This window comes from Bacillus ndiopicus, from assembly GCF_000612805.1.
GTDB lineage: Bacteria > Bacillota > Bacilli > Bacillales_A > Planococcaceae > Metasolibacillus > Metasolibacillus ndiopicus.
The window spans coordinates 26,683-42,275 of record NZ_HG964409.1 but is presented as its reverse complement, the minus strand read 5'-3'; the positions used below and the strand labels follow the sequence as shown (position 1 = coordinate 42,275).

13 protein-coding genes are annotated in these 15,593 nt (G+C 37.0%); 1 reads left to right on the top strand and 12 read right to left on the bottom strand.

The genetic code is table 11. The features are described from left to right. Window positions 1–5 precede the first annotated feature (5 nt). The 10 genes from TY13_RS16675 to TY13_RS16625 all read right to left on the bottom strand — a co-directional run bounded on the left by TY13_RS16675 (window position 6) and on the right by TY13_RS16625 (window position 13,489). A complete protein-coding gene (locus tag TY13_RS16675) occupies window positions 6–815 on the bottom strand; it encodes a two-component system regulatory protein YycI (RefSeq protein WP_042478429.1) in 810 nt (269 codons plus the stop codon). Next, window positions 802–2,133, bottom strand: a complete 1,332-nt coding sequence (locus tag TY13_RS16670) for a YycH family regulatory protein (protein WP_042478427.1) — start codon at window positions 2,131–2,133, stop codon at window positions 802–804. The genes TY13_RS16675 and TY13_RS16670 overlap by 14 nt, the downstream gene beginning before the upstream one ends. Further along, window positions 2,130–3,980: a cell wall metabolism sensor histidine kinase WalK gene (walK, locus tag TY13_RS16665; protein WP_042478424.1), complete on the bottom strand. Its 1,851-nt coding sequence runs from the start codon at window positions 3,978–3,980 to the stop codon at window positions 2,130–2,132. Before walK ends, TY13_RS16670 begins: the two co-directional genes overlap by 4 nt. A 5-nt stretch (window positions 3,981–3,985) precedes the next feature. After that, window positions 3,986–4,696, bottom strand: coding sequence for a response regulator YycF (gene yycF, locus TY13_RS16660; RefSeq protein WP_042478422.1), 711 nt, complete (start codon window positions 4,694–4,696; stop codon window positions 3,986–3,988). A gap of 860 nt (window positions 4,697–5,556) precedes the next feature. Next, entirely contained in the window at window positions 5,557–7,029 is a 1,473-nt protein-coding gene (locus TY13_RS16650; protein ID WP_042478419.1) for a M23 family metallopeptidase, read from the bottom strand. A 275-nt stretch (window positions 7,030–7,304) separates the two neighbouring features. Continuing rightward, window positions 7,305–8,591, bottom strand: a complete 1,287-nt coding sequence (locus TY13_RS16645; protein WP_042478417.1) for an adenylosuccinate synthase — start codon at window positions 8,589–8,591, stop codon at window positions 7,305–7,307. A 152-nt stretch (window positions 8,592–8,743) separates the two neighbouring features. Continuing rightward, entirely contained in the window at window positions 8,744–10,102 is a 1,359-nt protein-coding gene (gene dnaB / locus TY13_RS16640; protein WP_042478415.1) for a replicative DNA helicase, read from the bottom strand. 13 nt (window positions 10,103–10,115) lie between these two features. Beyond that, on the bottom strand, window positions 10,116–10,562 hold the full coding sequence (gene rplI / locus TY13_RS16635; protein ID WP_042478414.1) for a 50S ribosomal protein L9: 447 nt from the start codon (window positions 10,560–10,562) through the stop codon (window positions 10,116–10,118). Then, window positions 10,562–12,532 carry a DHH family phosphoesterase gene (locus TY13_RS16630; protein ID WP_042478412.1) on the bottom strand — a complete coding sequence of 657 codons (1,971 nt, stop codon included), beginning with the start codon at window positions 12,530–12,532 and terminating at the stop codon, window positions 10,562–10,564. The genes rplI and TY13_RS16630 overlap by 1 nt, the downstream gene beginning before the upstream one ends. A 12-nt stretch (window positions 12,533–12,544) precedes the next feature. Beyond that, window positions 12,545–13,489 carry a YybS family protein gene (locus TY13_RS16625; protein WP_042478411.1) on the bottom strand — a complete coding sequence of 315 codons (945 nt, stop codon included), beginning with the start codon at window positions 13,487–13,489 and terminating at the stop codon, window positions 12,545–12,547. A gap of 627 nt (window positions 13,490–14,116) precedes the next feature. Between TY13_RS16625 and TY13_RS16620 the strand changes: the two genes are divergently transcribed. Further along, window positions 14,117–14,662 (top strand): DJ-1/PfpI family protein, encoded by a 546-nt coding sequence (locus TY13_RS16620; RefSeq protein WP_042478409.1) that lies wholly within the window; start codon window positions 14,117–14,119, stop codon window positions 14,660–14,662. An 83-nt stretch (window positions 14,663–14,745) separates the two neighbouring features. Here the strand turns inward: TY13_RS16620 and rpsR are convergent, their stop codons facing one another. Beyond that, on the bottom strand, window positions 14,746–14,985 hold the full coding sequence (gene rpsR / locus TY13_RS16615; protein WP_042478407.1) for a 30S ribosomal protein S18: 240 nt from the start codon (window positions 14,983–14,985) through the stop codon (window positions 14,746–14,748). Window positions 14,986–15,028: 43 nt separating this feature from the next. Next, the gene (ssb, locus tag TY13_RS16610) at window positions 15,029–15,583 is read right to left on the bottom strand and encodes a single-stranded DNA-binding protein (protein ID WP_042478405.1); all 555 of its coding nucleotides are present in this window, start codon (window positions 15,581–15,583) and stop codon (window positions 15,029–15,031) included. Window positions 15,584–15,593 lie beyond the last annotated feature (10 nt).

Below are 15,593 nucleotides of genomic sequence, written 5' to 3'. Positions count from 1 at the left end.
ACCCCTTATTCTTCTTCCTCTACTGCTTTTACATCGAGCTGCATATCAACAACTTTTCCATCAACCGCTTTGACGAAAAATTCCTCACTCGTTCCTTCTGGTGTTCGAACTCGTACTTCCCAAGTCGGTGCGAATACTTGCGTTTGTGTAAATTGGAATAATGTTGAGTAGCCTAGCTTCATGCTCGTAATTTGCGAATCTGGCTTAATTAAATTGCGCGCATACAATACTTGAATAATTTGAATTGGTGGTAGTAGATTTTTTTGTACCTCTAATTCTTCTATCTGCTCAAGCATTGTTTGCTCGTATTTATAAACCTCACCTTGTTCAGTGAAATATACCTTCACAAGACCTTTCAATGAATAATAAAAGGTACGATCATTTATACGTTGAAAATAAATTGCAGTTCCTTCCTCTTCATTAATATCCCATAAAGCATAGGAGGCACCTGAACTCACATGTTGCTGTATAAACTCTTGAAAGCCTGTTGCTTCCATATTACGTAACTTAATAGGCTTCTGCAATGTCACGATAAGTGTATCGTCATCTTCTACACGATATGTTTCATTTATTCCTTGAAGTGCATCTGGCGCATTAAATAGTTTTACCTTTCCAGATATATAGGCTGCCTTTTCTATATTTGGCAAGGATGCATACGTAATATTATCATCCTTTAATTTGGCCTCTATATTTTTTTCTCCAAGAACCTCTACATTTTGATTTTCCTTATAGCTATTTACATACTGTGAATATAAGAAAATATTCAATACTAAAAAAACAAAGATGAATATAGATTTTGTTTTATTCCAATCCATATTCATCACCTCCTACTCGCTCAAACGTGAGGCGCTCCCAGCCATTTTCCGTCAACATAAACCAGCTTGGCTCTAGCGTAAATAAATCTGCCTCTGCATCATGCACTAAATAGTAACCGATTACTAAATCTTCTACCTCATTTATATCCTCTTTTAAAGTAGTTTGAATATAATCAATCGTTCGAGGTCCCGATGCCAATTCTTTTGCAGCTTTGTCAGCGGGGATAGGCGTATCAAGCATGTAGTATGGTCTGCGATAACGGAAAATACGATTATCTCCCCATGTTGTTGAAATACGTGTCAAGGTCGTATCACTATATACAGGAAGACCATTGAAAAACATTTGGTATTCAGTGACATGCTTTTGATAATTCATTGCTGCAAAGCGATAATCTGCCGTAATACCGCCATGTTCATTTAAAAAATCTATGCTATCCTTCATTAAAATAGATGCCGCAATTGGTGAAATGCTTTCGGCAGGAGGATAAACATAATGAATAGACTGGTTCTGTATATCTAGCCTCATAAGCGACATGTCATCTGTATATTTTTCAGATTGTGCACTTTCTATATTACGCTGTACAATATTCGGGTCTATAAACAATATCTTTTTTAATAGCTCTATTGAAATCGATTCAACCAAATACGCATATGGATTAATTTCGGTTGGATTCGTTAAAACATATAACGATGTTGCATCAGTGCGTTCAATTTCCATATAGCTATCGAATTGCACTGCTCGATCGATAATATTGCGTTGAAAGCTTGTCTTGTTGTTCACCTTCACAAAGGAACGGTACATTGTACGATTATTTGAGCTAATAAATAAAAACTGTAATTGATCTGTTGCTGCTAACCTACTCCAGTCAATAACAACTCGATTAAATGTCGTTTCTGGAATATTATCTTTGTCATGGAAAGGCAAAATAGAAGCGAATGTAGGCATTGGAATATCCGCTTGAAAAAATAGAATCATACGGTCTTGAGCTCTTAACATTTCATTCAGTTTGTCATCTGCTAAATTATGATTTATAAGTGTTAAATCATTTGCCTCCATACTTGAAAACTCGTCCATTAATGTATCGATTACTGTGGTTGATGTTGTGCCTGTAAAGTTTTCTTCGTCTTTAAATAACAATCGATATGGCTTTACCACTCTATTAAGAGCTTTTGGTTCTCCTAGAGCTATATGCTCGATTTGTATATCTTCAATTGTTTGATACTTTGGCTTGTAGCTCCATGCTAAAAAGGTTAATACCAAGCTTAATATAACAAGAAGGAATAGGATGACGGATTTTATATGCTCAATATACTTCATTCCCATTCCTCCTCTTCATCCAATTCACATGGCAATGTGAAGAAAATCGTTGTACCCTTTCCTTCCTCACTCTCTGCCCAAATTTTCCCTCCATGCGCTGCTATCATATCTTTGGCAATCGCAAGCCCTAAACCTGTACCACCCATTGAGCGAGCACGTGCACGGTCTACGCGATAGAAGCGTTCAAAAATACGTGTTAAATTTTCTTTCGGAATACCCATACCATCATCAGAAATCATTACTGTCATCATATTATCGTTGACAGTAAAGCCAAAACGAATATTTCCACCATCTGGAGAGTATTTCAATGCATTCGAAATAATATTATCGATTACTTGTGTTAATTTATCTGTATCAATTTCTACAAAATAACTTGTTTTTGGCAGTAAGCGTACAAACTTCACATTTTGCGATTTTGACATTTCAAAGCGATCGATAATGCGATGTAAAAACTTATTAAACTCTACAAATTCCTTAGTTAAATCATAATCTTGGCTATCCATTCTTGATAATTGTAGCAAATCGTTTACTAAACGAATCATTCGCTCTGTTTCTGTTTGCGTTACATTTAAAAATGTTGGTGCAATATTTTCATCGCGCCAAGCTCCATCAGCGAGCGCCTCTAAATAGCTGCGCATCGTTGTTAATGGGGTACGCAATTCATGAGAAACATTCGATACAAACTCACGGCGTTCCATATCAATCTTTTCCTGCTCTGTAATATCATGTAATACGGTAATTAAACCATTAACAAAACCTGTTTCCTTTTGAATAACGGAAAAATTGGCACGCAAAATATAAGGTGCTTCCTGCGTGCTAAAGTTTAAATTTAGCGGCTCTTTCATGTGAATCAAATCTTCAAAGCTATAATTTTGATCTAAGCCAAGCACTGATACAATTGGTCGATTCATCATCGCCTCACGCGTAACATGTAGTAAATTCAATGCAGGTTCATTAATTAAAATTACTTTACCTTTACGGTCTGTTGCAATTACCCCATCTGTCATATTACTAAGTACTGTCGCAAGCTTCCTACGCTCAGCCTCTGTCGTTGATTGCGCCTCTTGCAAGCGATTTGTTAAATGGTTAAAGGCAATTGCTAATTGACCAATTTCATCTGTACCATAAACACGTACCTTTCGTGAGAAATTCCCCTTCGCCATTGCCTGCGCCTGCTTACGCATATCAGAAATAGGACGTGTAATTGTACGGGCAATTAAAATTCCCAATATAATGGTAATAATCATTGACATTGCTGTCCCTGCTGCGAAAATGCGGTTAATATCACCCATTTGCTCAAACACTTTTTCAATGTTTGATTCAATATAAATCATACCAATTACTTCACCATCAGGTCCTACTGTATCTAAAACTGGCTTGGCTAGCACCCAAATCCGCTTATTGGTTTGATTGTCATAATAAATGGAATCAATTAATGTTTCGGCTGCCATTGCTTTACGTACTAGCTCATCCGTCGAGCGTTGCCCAACAATTGATTGATTATTGCTTTCAGATGTCGCTAATATTTTGCTGCGGTGATCAATCACTCGAATCTCTTTAATATCGCGTGAGGAAATATCACCTGAGGAAAACTCACGTAATAAGGAGCTTAAACTTTCTTCTAATTGGGGTGATGTATCATTGCGCTCACGTAAAAGCTCTTCTCGAATGCTATATTGAACAAGGTCAATACGCTGGAAAATCGATTCCTGAAAGCTCGTTTTTAAATTTTGTTCAAGCTCCCTTGAAAAGTACAGCCCAATAATTTGCAAAGCGATAATAATTAATAAAATATAAATTAAAACGAGCTTCACATGAATAGATTTAAAAAAACCTACTTTTTGCATATTTGTTACTCCTGTTCAGGATTTCGTAAATAATATCCTACACCTCGGCGTGTTACAATCCATGTAGGATGACTTGGATTATCTTCGATTTTTTCACGCAATCGACGAATCGTTACATCTACTGTGCGCACATCCCCAAAATAATCATAGCCCCATACTGTTTGTAATAAATGCTCACGTGTCATTACTTGCCCGATATGTTTTGCTAAATAATGAAGCAATTCAAATTCGCGATGTGTTAACTCAATAGCTTCATCACGTTTTAATACTAAATAAGCATCTGGTTGAATAGTTAAAGAGCCTACAACAATATTGTTCGTTTCTTCTGCGGCTTCCTCCGCTTGCGCAATAACATTTAAGCGGCGCATATTTGCTTTGACACGTGCAATTAATTCTCTTGTGCTAAATGGCTTCGTCACATAATCATCCGCACCCATTTCAAGTCCAAGCACTTTATCAATCTCTGAGCCTTTCGCTGTTAGCATGATAATTGGGAATGTATATTTTTTACGCACTTCACGACATACTTCCATTCCATCACGCTTTGGTAGCATAATATCTAACAGCATTAAATCTGGTTGCTCTTCTTCTACCTTTTGCAGTGCCTCATCACCATCATAAGCACAAATTACACGATAACCTTCTTTTATTAAATTAAATTGCAAAATATCTGCAATCGGCTTTTCATCATCTACAACTAAAATCGTTTTTTCCATCTATATCGTCCTCTCATATTTAAAAATATTTATCAATTAAAGTTTTAAAGTTCAATAGTAAATAGAGGTCTCTTTACAAGTCCCTCATTTTACTGTACCATGCTTTGCGTTTTCGCGCATTAAACAGATATTTCATTTTCAATATTGCCCAAATTTCAACTGGATTATTTCCCAAGAAATAATTATTAACGGAAGCTATACTTAGTAATTAGTAGTATTATATTTGAAAAGGCAAATAGATTTAGAGATGTTAGTTTTATGAGAATCCTTTTTATTATCATTTTAAGTATATCAGGTGGATGGATTTTAAAATGGTTTTTGGAAAGTATAAATCGTCTACCAAATGGCTCCTTAATTTATCTACCTTTCCTTACCCTAATCACAGTTATTTTAATATGTATTCTAGTTAAGCTTGAGAAGATTATTAAAGATAAAGAGTAACATTAGTATTTGAATTAAAGTAAATAGAGAATCGAAATGAACATTAAATCATCTCGATTCTTTATTTATATTTCGTTTAGCATCTTTTCTCATTAAATACCTTCTAGTAATGGAAGCGGTAAGACTCACACCACAAAGTAACAATACTTGAGTACTCGGAAATTTAGCATGGATTAATCCATCATACAAAATCCACAATATTAGGAATGCTAGCAAAAGTATTAGTGTAATTCTAGCTGCTTCACCATTGTAATCTTGATAGTTAGTGTAGTTTATTTTGTCAGTATTCCTTTGCATCCACATTTACACCATCCTCTATCTTTATTATAATGTTATTTTCTACAAAGATAGAATAAAACCTTCCAAACATAGCAAAAAACTGTAAGGAATGAAAACTAACATTCCCTACAGCTTTTTTATTATTTTAAATATGATAATGGATTTACTAATGATCCGTTTTCATGTACTTCAAAATGTAAATGTGTACCTGTTGAATTACCTGTCGAGCCCATAACACCAATTGCCGAGCCTTGAGCAACTACTTGTCCAACAGTTACATCGATTTGCGAAAGATGTGCATAAATTGTTTCATAGCCATTGTTATGGTTAACAACAATTTTATTTCCATATGTGCCATCCCAGCCTGTGAACGTTACGACACCGTTGTCCGCTGCTTTAATCGTGTAATTAGAAGGTCGTGCAATATCGATACCACGATGTAATTCTCCCCAACGGCTTCCCATATGACTTGAAATATAGCCACCATTTGTAGGCCATGCAAATGTACCTGTACCACGCGATGGAATTACCTTTGTACCGACTACAACAACTCGACTTGAAGGCTCTGAAACAATGTTTTCAGTCGTTACAGCACGGTCTGTACGTTTACCGTTTTCAGAAGTAATTAAATATGTAACTTCTTTTTTACCGTCGGCCCCTTCTTGTTTTACTACCTTTTCGCCTTTCAGCATTGTTGCATCTTCTTCAACGATTTTAGCATGCTCAATTGCTTCTACTTTAAATTTTTCTTCAATAACTTTTACTGTTACAAATGGTTTATTCACTGTTACATTTAACTCTTGACCGATTTGTAAAACTGTCGATTCATCAATACCAGGATTTAGCTCCATTAGCTCAGCAATTGTTAAACTGTGCTCCTTTGCTATAGAACCTAATACATCACCAGATTGAATAGCGTATTTTTGTTGCTCAAGCATACCTGTTTGTAAAAATTGCACTGCTTCGTCAACCTTTAAAATTTCATTCGGTTTAGCCTTCGTTTCTTCACCAGCTACTTCAGCTGATAATGAAACTTCTACGACGCGTGTTTCATCATCTTGTAAAACGGGTAATTGAGCAGTAGTTGGTTGATTAAGTGCTTCTAGCTCTTCTTCAGTAACATACTGAAGCTTTAATTGCTTCACTACTTGCTCAAGCGCTTCTTCATTTTCTACATATGCAATTGTTTCACCATTAACCTTTAATGATTGTGCATCCGCTTCAACAACTAGAGCTTCTTCTAGCTTCGCTAATGTTTCTGCATCATTAGCGCTCACTTCGAAAACTTGCTCAGGAATAATGTCAATGCCAGAGTGTGCATCAATTGCTAACCCAACGTATTTTTTACTTACTTGTTGCTCTTTTTTTGCAAGTAATGATTCAACTGCTTCAGGATTTGAGACAGCGCCTACATATTCTTTATTTGCATATATATGATAAATCTTACTAAATGTAGCATTGGCTTCTGCTTCTTTAATAAAACCAAAAGGTACAATTAATGTAGAGAACAATAAAGCCGAAATCGCTACTTTTTTTACTTTTGTCGATGATTGTTTTAATAGGCTACTTTGCTGTCTATGAGCGTCTTTTGCTATATTCCATTTCGAACTCATGGTAAAGCCCCTTCCAAAATCTATCCCACATTTATATATAGGACTATTTTCAGTGTAAAATCACACTTTTACACTTTAACATACTTTTTAGTTCAATTGAACTGTTTTGATATTTTGTAATGAAACTGTATTATTTTAAAAAACTTTGTTACATTAAATTACTTTAGAAGATTACCTTAGTTCTGTAGGTGTTCACATATCTTTGAATTAAAATAAAAGGACTGCCAATAACCTGCATCTTCACAGTTTTTTGGCAGTCCTTTATTCTATTTATTTTAATCCCAAATATTCGCTACAATATTCGTTTGTTCACGTGCTGGACCTACAGAGAATGTCATTAAATTAATGTTAGTTAGCTCAAGAATACGTTCAACATAACGACGCGCGTTTTCTGGCAATTCCTCTAATGTACGCACCGCTGTAATATCCTCTGACCAACCAGGTAACTCCTCATAAATTGGCTTACATTGCTCAATGATATGCAAGTTTGCTGGATATTCTGTAATGATTTCACCGTTATAATCATAAGCCGTACAAATTTTCACCGTTTCTAAACCAGATAATACATCGATTGAGTTAAGTGCTAAATCTGTAATACCACTCACGCGGCGAGAGTGACGTACAACAACTGAGTCAAACCAGCCTACACGTCGGGGGCGACCTGTTGTCGTACCATACTCACGACCGACCTCACGAATTTGTTGACCAATATCATCATGTAGTTCAGTAGGGAAAGGACCATCACCCACACGAGAAGTATAGGCCTTACATACACCTACAACTCGTGATACATAATTAGGCCCAACACCAGCACCAATCGCTACACCTCCGGCAACTGGATTTGATGATGTCACATATGGGTACGTCCCTTGATCTATATCAAGCATAACACCTTGTGCACCTTCAAATAATACCTTACCACCTTCATCTAACACGTCATTCAAAATTTTTGATGTATCTGTTACATATTGTGCTAACTCTTGACCGTAAGTAAAATACTCTTCAAAAATATCGTCAAAGTTTACACCTTCTACTTCGTAAAGCTTTTCAAACAAGCGATTTTTTAATGCTATATTCTCACGCAACTTCTGCTCAAAAATACCTTTATCTAATAAATCTGCCATGCGTATACCAATACGCGCGATTTTATCCTGATAGCAAGGGCCTATCCCTTTTGCTGTGGTACCTATTTTTTGGTCGCCACGGCTTTCCTCCTCTACGATATCTTGTTGAATATGGTAGGGTAAAATAACATGCGCTCGATTAGAAATACGTAGATTGGATGTGTCAATTCCTCTTGCCTGTAAACCTTTTAACTCTGTCACAAGTGATTTTGGATTGACAACTAACCCATTGCCAATTACAGATGTTTTTTCCTTATAAAATATACCCGATGGAATTAAATGCAGCTTATACGTTTCCTCACCAATTTTAATTGTGTGGCCTGCATTATCACCACCAGCAAAGCGTGCAATAACATCTGCCTGCTTCGATAGAAAATCTGTAATTTTCCCTTTACCTTCGTCTCCCCATTGTGTTCCAACAACTACTATTGATGTCATAACATGCGCACCTCCGATAGACGCCTTAACGTCCCTTATTACAAGCAGAATAATTGTAGCAGTGCATATTAGTAGAAGTCAAATAAAAACACGAACACTATTGTACTATTACAATAGAAATGTTCGTGTTAAAACTTTATTATATACAATTTCTAGTATTCTGGTGGTGCTTCATATTGCGACCAGTCTACATTGAGGAATTTATTGAATTCCTTTTTAAACGCTAGCGTAACCGTTCCTGTTGGACCATTACGTTGCTTAGCGATAATAATTTCAATCATATTTTTACTTTCAGATTCCCTATCATAGTAATCATCACGATAAAGGAATGCTACAATATCGGCATCTTGCTCAATCGAACCGGATTCACGCAAGTCACTCATCATTGGACGCTTATCTTGACGCTGCTCTACACCACGCGATAACTGTGATAGTGCAATTACCGGAACCTTCAATTCACGCGCAAGTCCTTTTAACGAACGAGATATTTCTGATACTTCCTGCTGACGATTTTCTCCAGGACGACCGCTACCTTGTATAAGCTGCAAATAGTCAATTAAAATCATACCAAGCCCATTCTCTTGCGCTAATCGTCGACATTTGGCACGAATTTCATTAATACGTACCCCTGGTGTATCGTCAATAAAAATACCGGAATTTGAGAGACTGCCCATCGCCATTGTCAGCTTACCCCAGTCTTCTGCTGAAAGTGCACCTGTACGTAAAGCTTGTGCATCAATATTGCCTTCTGCACAAAGCATACGCATAACAAGTTGTTCCGCCCCCATCTCTAATGAGAATATGGCCACATTTTCACGCGCCTGTACAGCAACGCTTTGTGCTACGTTTAAAGCGAAGGCTGTTTTCCCTACAGATGGACGCGCTGCTACGATGATTAAATCATTACGCTGGAAGCCCGCTGTAATGTTATCTAAATCACGGAAGCCTGTTGGAATACCCGTAACATCGCCTTTTCTCGATTGTAGCTTTTCAATATTATCGAATGTTTCAACAAGGACGTCCTTTACGTGCTTGAAGTCGCCCGCATTTTTACGGTTGGCCACTTCCATCATTTTTTTCTCGGCTTCAGCTAATAATGCCTCTACCTCATCTTCACGTGTATAGCCATCTTGTACGATTTTCGTCGCGACACTGATTAAACGGCGTAATAGTGCCTTCTCTTCTACGATTTTTGCATAGTGCGCAATATTCGCAGCAGTTGGTACAGCGTTTGCCAGCTCAGAAATATACGATAGACCACCGACATCCTCTAGCTCTTTTTTTACGGAAAGCTCCTCTGTGACAGTAACGATATCTATCGCTTTTCCTTGATCGCTTAAAGTAAGCATCGTTTGGAAAATAATTTGGTGTGCACGGCGATAAAAATCTTCTGGCAGCAAAATTTCAGATGCTGTAATCAGTGCTTGTGGCTCAAGAAATATCGCACCTATAACCGATTGCTCTGCTTCGTGATTATGCGGTGGCACACGGTCTATCATAGATTCGTTCATCTATATGCTCTCCTTATTCAGCAATAACGTGTACTTTTAACGTAGCCTTTACTTCTTGGTGAAGCTTTACTGGTACATTTGTATAACCTAAAGAACGGATACCGTCGTTGCACTCCATTTTGCGTTTATCAATTTTAATACTATGTGCTTTTTGCAATTCGTCTGCAATTTGCTTTGTAGATACAGAGCCGAATAGGCGTCCGCCTTCTCCTGATTTCGCTTTAATTACTACTTCTAAAGACTCGATTTTTTCTTTTAAATCCTTTGCAGCTTGTAGCTCAGCAGCCGCGTTTTTTGCTTCTAATTTCTTTTGACCCTCTAATTGGCTTAAAGCTTGATTGTTTGCTTCTACAGCATAGCCATTTTTAATTAAAAAGTTTTGTGCGTAGCCATCTGCTACATTTTTAATTTCACCTTTTTTACCTTTTCCTTTTACATCTTTTAAAAATACAACTTTCATTATTCATTACTCCCTTCAATTACTTCTGCAATAGCATCAATTAAATATTTTTTAGCTTCATCTATTGAATGCGCCTCTAGTTGTGTTGCTGCATTCGTTAAATGTCCTCCGCCACCGAGTTTTTCCATAACGAGCTGGACATTTGTTTCACCTAAAGACCTTGCACTTATACCTATTAAACCATCAGCTCGATGCGCAATAACGAAAGAGGCTGAAACATCTTTCATTGTTAATAAAATATCGGCTGTTTGGGCGATGATGACAGAATTATACACACGCCCATCTTCCCCGTGGGCAATTGCAATTCCTGGGAAGGCAAATTTAACTGTTTGAACAATTTTTGAGCGCTCAATATACGTATCAACATCCTCTTTTAGAAGCTGTTGAACTAATATTGTATCAGCACCATGTGTCCTTAAATAAGAGGCTGCTTCAAACGTACGTGCCCCCGTTCGAAGTGTAAAGCTTTTCGTATCGACAATAATGCCCGATAACAACGCTGTAGCCTCTAATGGTGTAATTTTTTCATTTTTCGGCTGATATTCTAGCAGTTCTGTTACAAGCTCGGCTGTTGAAGATGCATATGGCTCCATATACACGAGTGTTGGGTTCGTCACAAATTCCTCTCCGCGGCGATGATGGTCAATAACAACAACTTTATCAACTTTATTGAAAAGACGCTCATCAATAGTAAGACTTGGCTTATGCGTATCAACGACGATTAATAATGATTTTGGTGTCATTTTTGCCAATGCTTCATCGGGTGAAATAAAGCGTGGATAAAAATCGGACTTGCTTTCTATTTCCGACATCAGCCTTTGTACACTGCCATGTAAATCTTCAAAATTAACAACAATAAAGCCTTCAATTTTATTCATCTGAGCCATTTTACGTACACCAATTGCTGCACCAATTGCATCCATATCAGGCTGCTTATGTCCCATAACAAATATTTGATCACTTTCTTGGATTAAATCTCTTAACGCATGTGAAATAACACGCGCTCTTACGCGTGTGCGCTTTTCAACAGGGTTTGTTTTGCCCCCATAAAAACGCAATTTCCCACTTGGCTGCTTTATTGCTACTTGGTCGCCACCTCGCCCTAATACTAAATCTAAGCTAGATTGCGCTAGCTCTCCTAGCTCAACTAGCGATGACGAACCAGCCCCAACACCAATGCTAAGAGTTAGCGACATATTTTTTTGCAATGTTCGCTCGCGTATCATATCTAAAACCGCAAATTTCTTTACTTCAAGCTCAGATAAAATGGATTCGTTTAACACCGCTAAAAAACGATCTGAAGATACACGTTTCACATATATTCCGTGATATGCTGCCCATTCATTGACGATAGACGTAACCATCGTATTCGTTAAACTGCGCGTTTGGTCATCCATTGCCTGTGTCAGCTCATCATAGTTATCAATAAATAAAATCGCAATAACTGTACGGTCAGCAAAGTATTGAGTTTCTATTTCTACTTGCTCTGTTACATCAAAGAAATATAAGAGCTTTTCTGTTTCTTTATAATATGTCCGATATTTACGTTCACCAATTGTCACTGTTAGCTCCCGCTTTTCTTCCGGTTGCATAATGCTATACAAATCCTCAGAAATAGTGAACAATTCTTCTCCAATTAGTGAGTCAGTGCTTAAAATATTAAGCATAAAGGGATTTGCCCATTCAATATTGTAATCTTTATTGATTAGCACAATCCCTATCGGCAGTTCTAGAAAGGCTTCCTCTCCAACCTTTTTCATTCGAAATGAAAGCTTTTCAATATGCTTTTCTGTTTCAATGTACGCTGTCTTTTCAATTTTCCAAACGTAAAAAAGTCCACCAATCGCTGCTAATATATAACCAATCGCAATCCACATATTCCATAAAAATAATAAAATAGCTGCTACTAGCACTAACAAAGATATAAGAAAAAGTGGATAACGAATTAATCGTTTTCTAAACATATCCATTGTAACAGCTCCTTATTTTTTCTGGATTTTATCCTTAACATACTCACGCATAGGAAAGCCTAAATCAATAATACCGAGCAAAATAATAAATGAGTAAAGCGGCAATGCAAGTAATACAACTACGCCCTTTAAAAAGCTTGGTGATTTATACTCATCTAATAAGAAAAAGATAAATGATAGACCTTGCAATGTTAATAGTAGCCATAATACAGCAGATACATTGAGTGTAGCAACATATAAAAATGTTCCTATATCCGGTTGTACAAATAAGCTAATAGAAAGTGTAATTAAGTAATACCACAGCACAGCTCTAGGCAAACGCATCGTCTTAAACGCTGCAAATTTCGGAACATCTATTCCGAAGCGCTTTAATAATGGCAGGTTAATTGAAATAAGTACAAACGTTAAAATAAAAACAGAAATCGTAATCGTAGATGGCATCGCCGTCTCCATTATTCGGAACGTCTCATCTAATCTTTCTGGTGTAAGCACCTGCTGCGGAGAAAATTGTTCAGCAACTTTTAATGATTGTCTATAACTTTCTTTTGCAATACTTAGACCAAGCTTCACAAAGTCAATATTGAAAAACTTTACGAGTGCTACATATAAAATGGAAAATGTAAATAACAGAGCTATACCTGTTGATATGAATAAGTATATTTTGCTTTTTTTTGTTCGTATCGCATCACCTATTGCTAAACCTGCTACAGCAAATATTAGCGATGTTAGGAACATCATAATGCCGCCAAAGATAAATGTAATGCCGCTTGCAACAATAGCTACAGCAATTGCATTAGCTCTATTATATGTTGCAGCAAGCCACGCAATAGGTAAGAGCGCAAACCCCATCGCGACTATACTGACAATCGGCACATAAAAAGCAACGAGCATAATAACTGTAAACAGGACGATTACAATGCTACTTTGCACTAATTTTTTTGTTTGATTATTGGGCATGAAGAACCTTCCTTCTATCATTTAAAACTTTTCTTTAGTATTTGTAGGTGTGTAAGTTACAACACTAACTATCAGAGCTACACTTCCTCATTATTCTATTGTATCATCTTTTCATGTTGCAAACAAAAGGACAAAATCGAACAAATGATTGGTTTTTCGTATTCTTAATCAATTACGCCTTAACGTAATTGCGTCCAGATTTTTTTCGAGCAAGCTCGAAAAATTCCTCTTCAAAAATCTGCGACATCCGCCGGGGCGTTTGGGCCAACGTGATGTTGGTCACTCAGTCGTTGCCACAAGGATGTGGCGCATTTAGACTGAGTTCCTCTATTTCAGTGAGTATTTGGACACCCACTGAACTATAGAAAAGAAAATATATCATTCATCTCATCACCCGTAGAGGTGGGAGTTTTTTGCTGAATCAAATGTTGAATTGCCTATATCCCTTGTATAACTCAATAACTTTATGACTATTCACTTGATATAGTAAGGGTGTTTAATTATTAGAAAAATTGAGATATTTTACATACCTATATATAATCAATTAAGGATGAAATATCTACTATTATCTATAGATAATTTTATATCTTATTTTTGCAATACCATAAAATTAAGGAGACTAAAAAATTGACTAAAAAAACAGCTATACTTCTATATCCATATTTCAGTGAATATGAATTAACTACAGCATTATCTATTTTAATGCAGGGTGGGAAACCTGTATCTTTCATCGGCTTAACGAAAGACCCCATTATTGGGGAATCTGGCCTTACCTGTTTACCTGACTTAACTATTGATGATATTCAACCTGAGGAATACGATAGTCTGCTACTGTCAGGATGTATGTATATCGACAAAATAATAGACATTCAAGATTATTCAAGCTTTATACAAAGGATTTCATCCCAAAAAAACTTTGTTACAGCAGCTATTTCAAGTTCACCATATCTCTTAGCAAAAGCAGGATTGTTAAAGGGCAAAAAATACACAGTTGGACTCTCGGAGGAACTGAGAAAACAATCTCCTTACTTTGAGGAAGAAAATTATGTTGGGGAATTGGTAGTCACAGATAACAATTTAATTACTGCTTGGGGTGCCGCTTTCATATCATTCGGGGTTCAATTCGGAAAAGCGTTACAATTGGATTTTGAAGAAGGTTGGTACAGAGGTTGAAAAACCCTTTAATCAAAAAGATTTTATATTAATAAAAAAAGTACAACAAAGGTCATTCAACCATTGTTGTACTTTTAATTATCTTATTTATCTTCTGCTACGAATGGAAGTAATCCCATGATACGAGATACTTTGATAGCTGAAGTTAATTTACGTTGATACTTCGCGCTTGTACCAGTTACGCGACGTGGTAAAATTTTACCGCGCTCAGAGATGAATTTCTTTAAAAGATCTACATCTTTGTAGTCGATGTGCGTAATGTTATTAGCAGTGAAGTAACAAACTTTACGGCGTTTGCGGCCTCCGCGACGTTGTCCTGCCATTAGCGTTGTCCTCCTTTAATAGTTTTTTTAGTGGATGGAAGCATTAGAACGGTAAATCGTCCTCTGATACTTCGATTGGTCCTTTGCTGTTTGCAAATGGATCTTCATCCATACGTGTATAATTTTGCTGATTTTGTGGTGGCTGCTGCTGCTGATAAGAGCCAAATGGATCTTGCGCAGGAGCACCGCCATATTGCTGGTTATTATAGTTTGGTTGTCCCCCACCATAATTATTACCACCATATGGTTGATTTTGCATACCTTGTGATGCGCCACCGCTACGTGGTTCTAAGAACTGTACTGCATCTGCTACAACATCAGTTGTATAAACACGTTTTCCGTCTTGTCCTTCATAGCTACCTGTTTGAATACGCCCTTCAACGCCAATCAAGCTTCCTTTACGCATAAAGTTCGCTAAATTTTCGGCTTGTTTGCGCCAAGCAAGACAGCTAATGAAGTCAGCTTCACGTTCACCTTGTTGGTTCGAAAATGTTCGATTTACAGCAACTGTAAAGCGAGCCATAGGAACTCCACTTGGTGTATAACGAAGTTCTGGATCTTTTGTCAGTCTTCCTACTAGTACGACACGGTTAATCATCGGTACACAG

Excerpts from the sequence above, each read along its gene's own strand:
- TY13_RS16675 (WP_042478429.1), bottom strand. The coding sequence starts at position 815 with ATGGATTGGAATAAAACAAAATCTATATTCATCTTTGTTTTTTTAGTA.
- TY13_RS16670 (WP_042478427.1), bottom strand. The coding sequence starts at position 2,133 with ATGAAGTATATTGAGCATATAAAATCCGTCATCCTATTCCTTCTTGTT.
- walK (WP_042478424.1), bottom strand. The coding sequence starts at position 3,980 with ATGCAAAAAGTAGGTTTTTTTAAATCTATTCATGTGAAGCTCGTTTTA.
- yycF (WP_042478422.1), bottom strand. The coding sequence starts at position 4,696 with ATGGAAAAAACGATTTTAGTTGTAGATGATGAAAAGCCGATTGCAGAT.
- TY13_RS16650 (WP_042478419.1), bottom strand. The coding sequence starts at position 7,029 with ATGAGTTCGAAATGGAATATAGCAAAAGACGCTCATAGACAGCAAAGT.
- TY13_RS16645 (WP_042478417.1), bottom strand. The coding sequence starts at position 8,591 with ATGACATCAATAGTAGTTGTTGGAACACAATGGGGAGACGAAGGTAAA.
- dnaB (WP_042478415.1), bottom strand. The coding sequence starts at position 10,102 with ATGAACGAATCTATGATAGACCGTGTGCCACCGCATAATCACGAAGCA.
- rplI (WP_042478414.1), bottom strand. The coding sequence starts at position 10,562 with ATGAAAGTTGTATTTTTAAAAGATGTAAAAGGAAAAGGTAAAAAAGGT.
- TY13_RS16630 (WP_042478412.1), bottom strand. The coding sequence starts at position 12,532 with ATGGATATGTTTAGAAAACGATTAATTCGTTATCCACTTTTTCTTATA.
- TY13_RS16625 (WP_042478411.1), bottom strand. The coding sequence starts at position 13,489 with ATGCCCAATAATCAAACAAAAAAATTAGTGCAAAGTAGCATTGTAATC.
- rpsR (WP_042478407.1), bottom strand. The coding sequence starts at position 14,985 with ATGGCAGGACAACGTCGCGGAGGCCGCAAACGCCGTAAAGTTTGTTAC.
- ssb (WP_042478405.1), bottom strand. The coding sequence starts at position 15,583 with ATGATTAACCGTGTCGTACTAGTAGGAAGACTGACAAAAGATCCAGAA.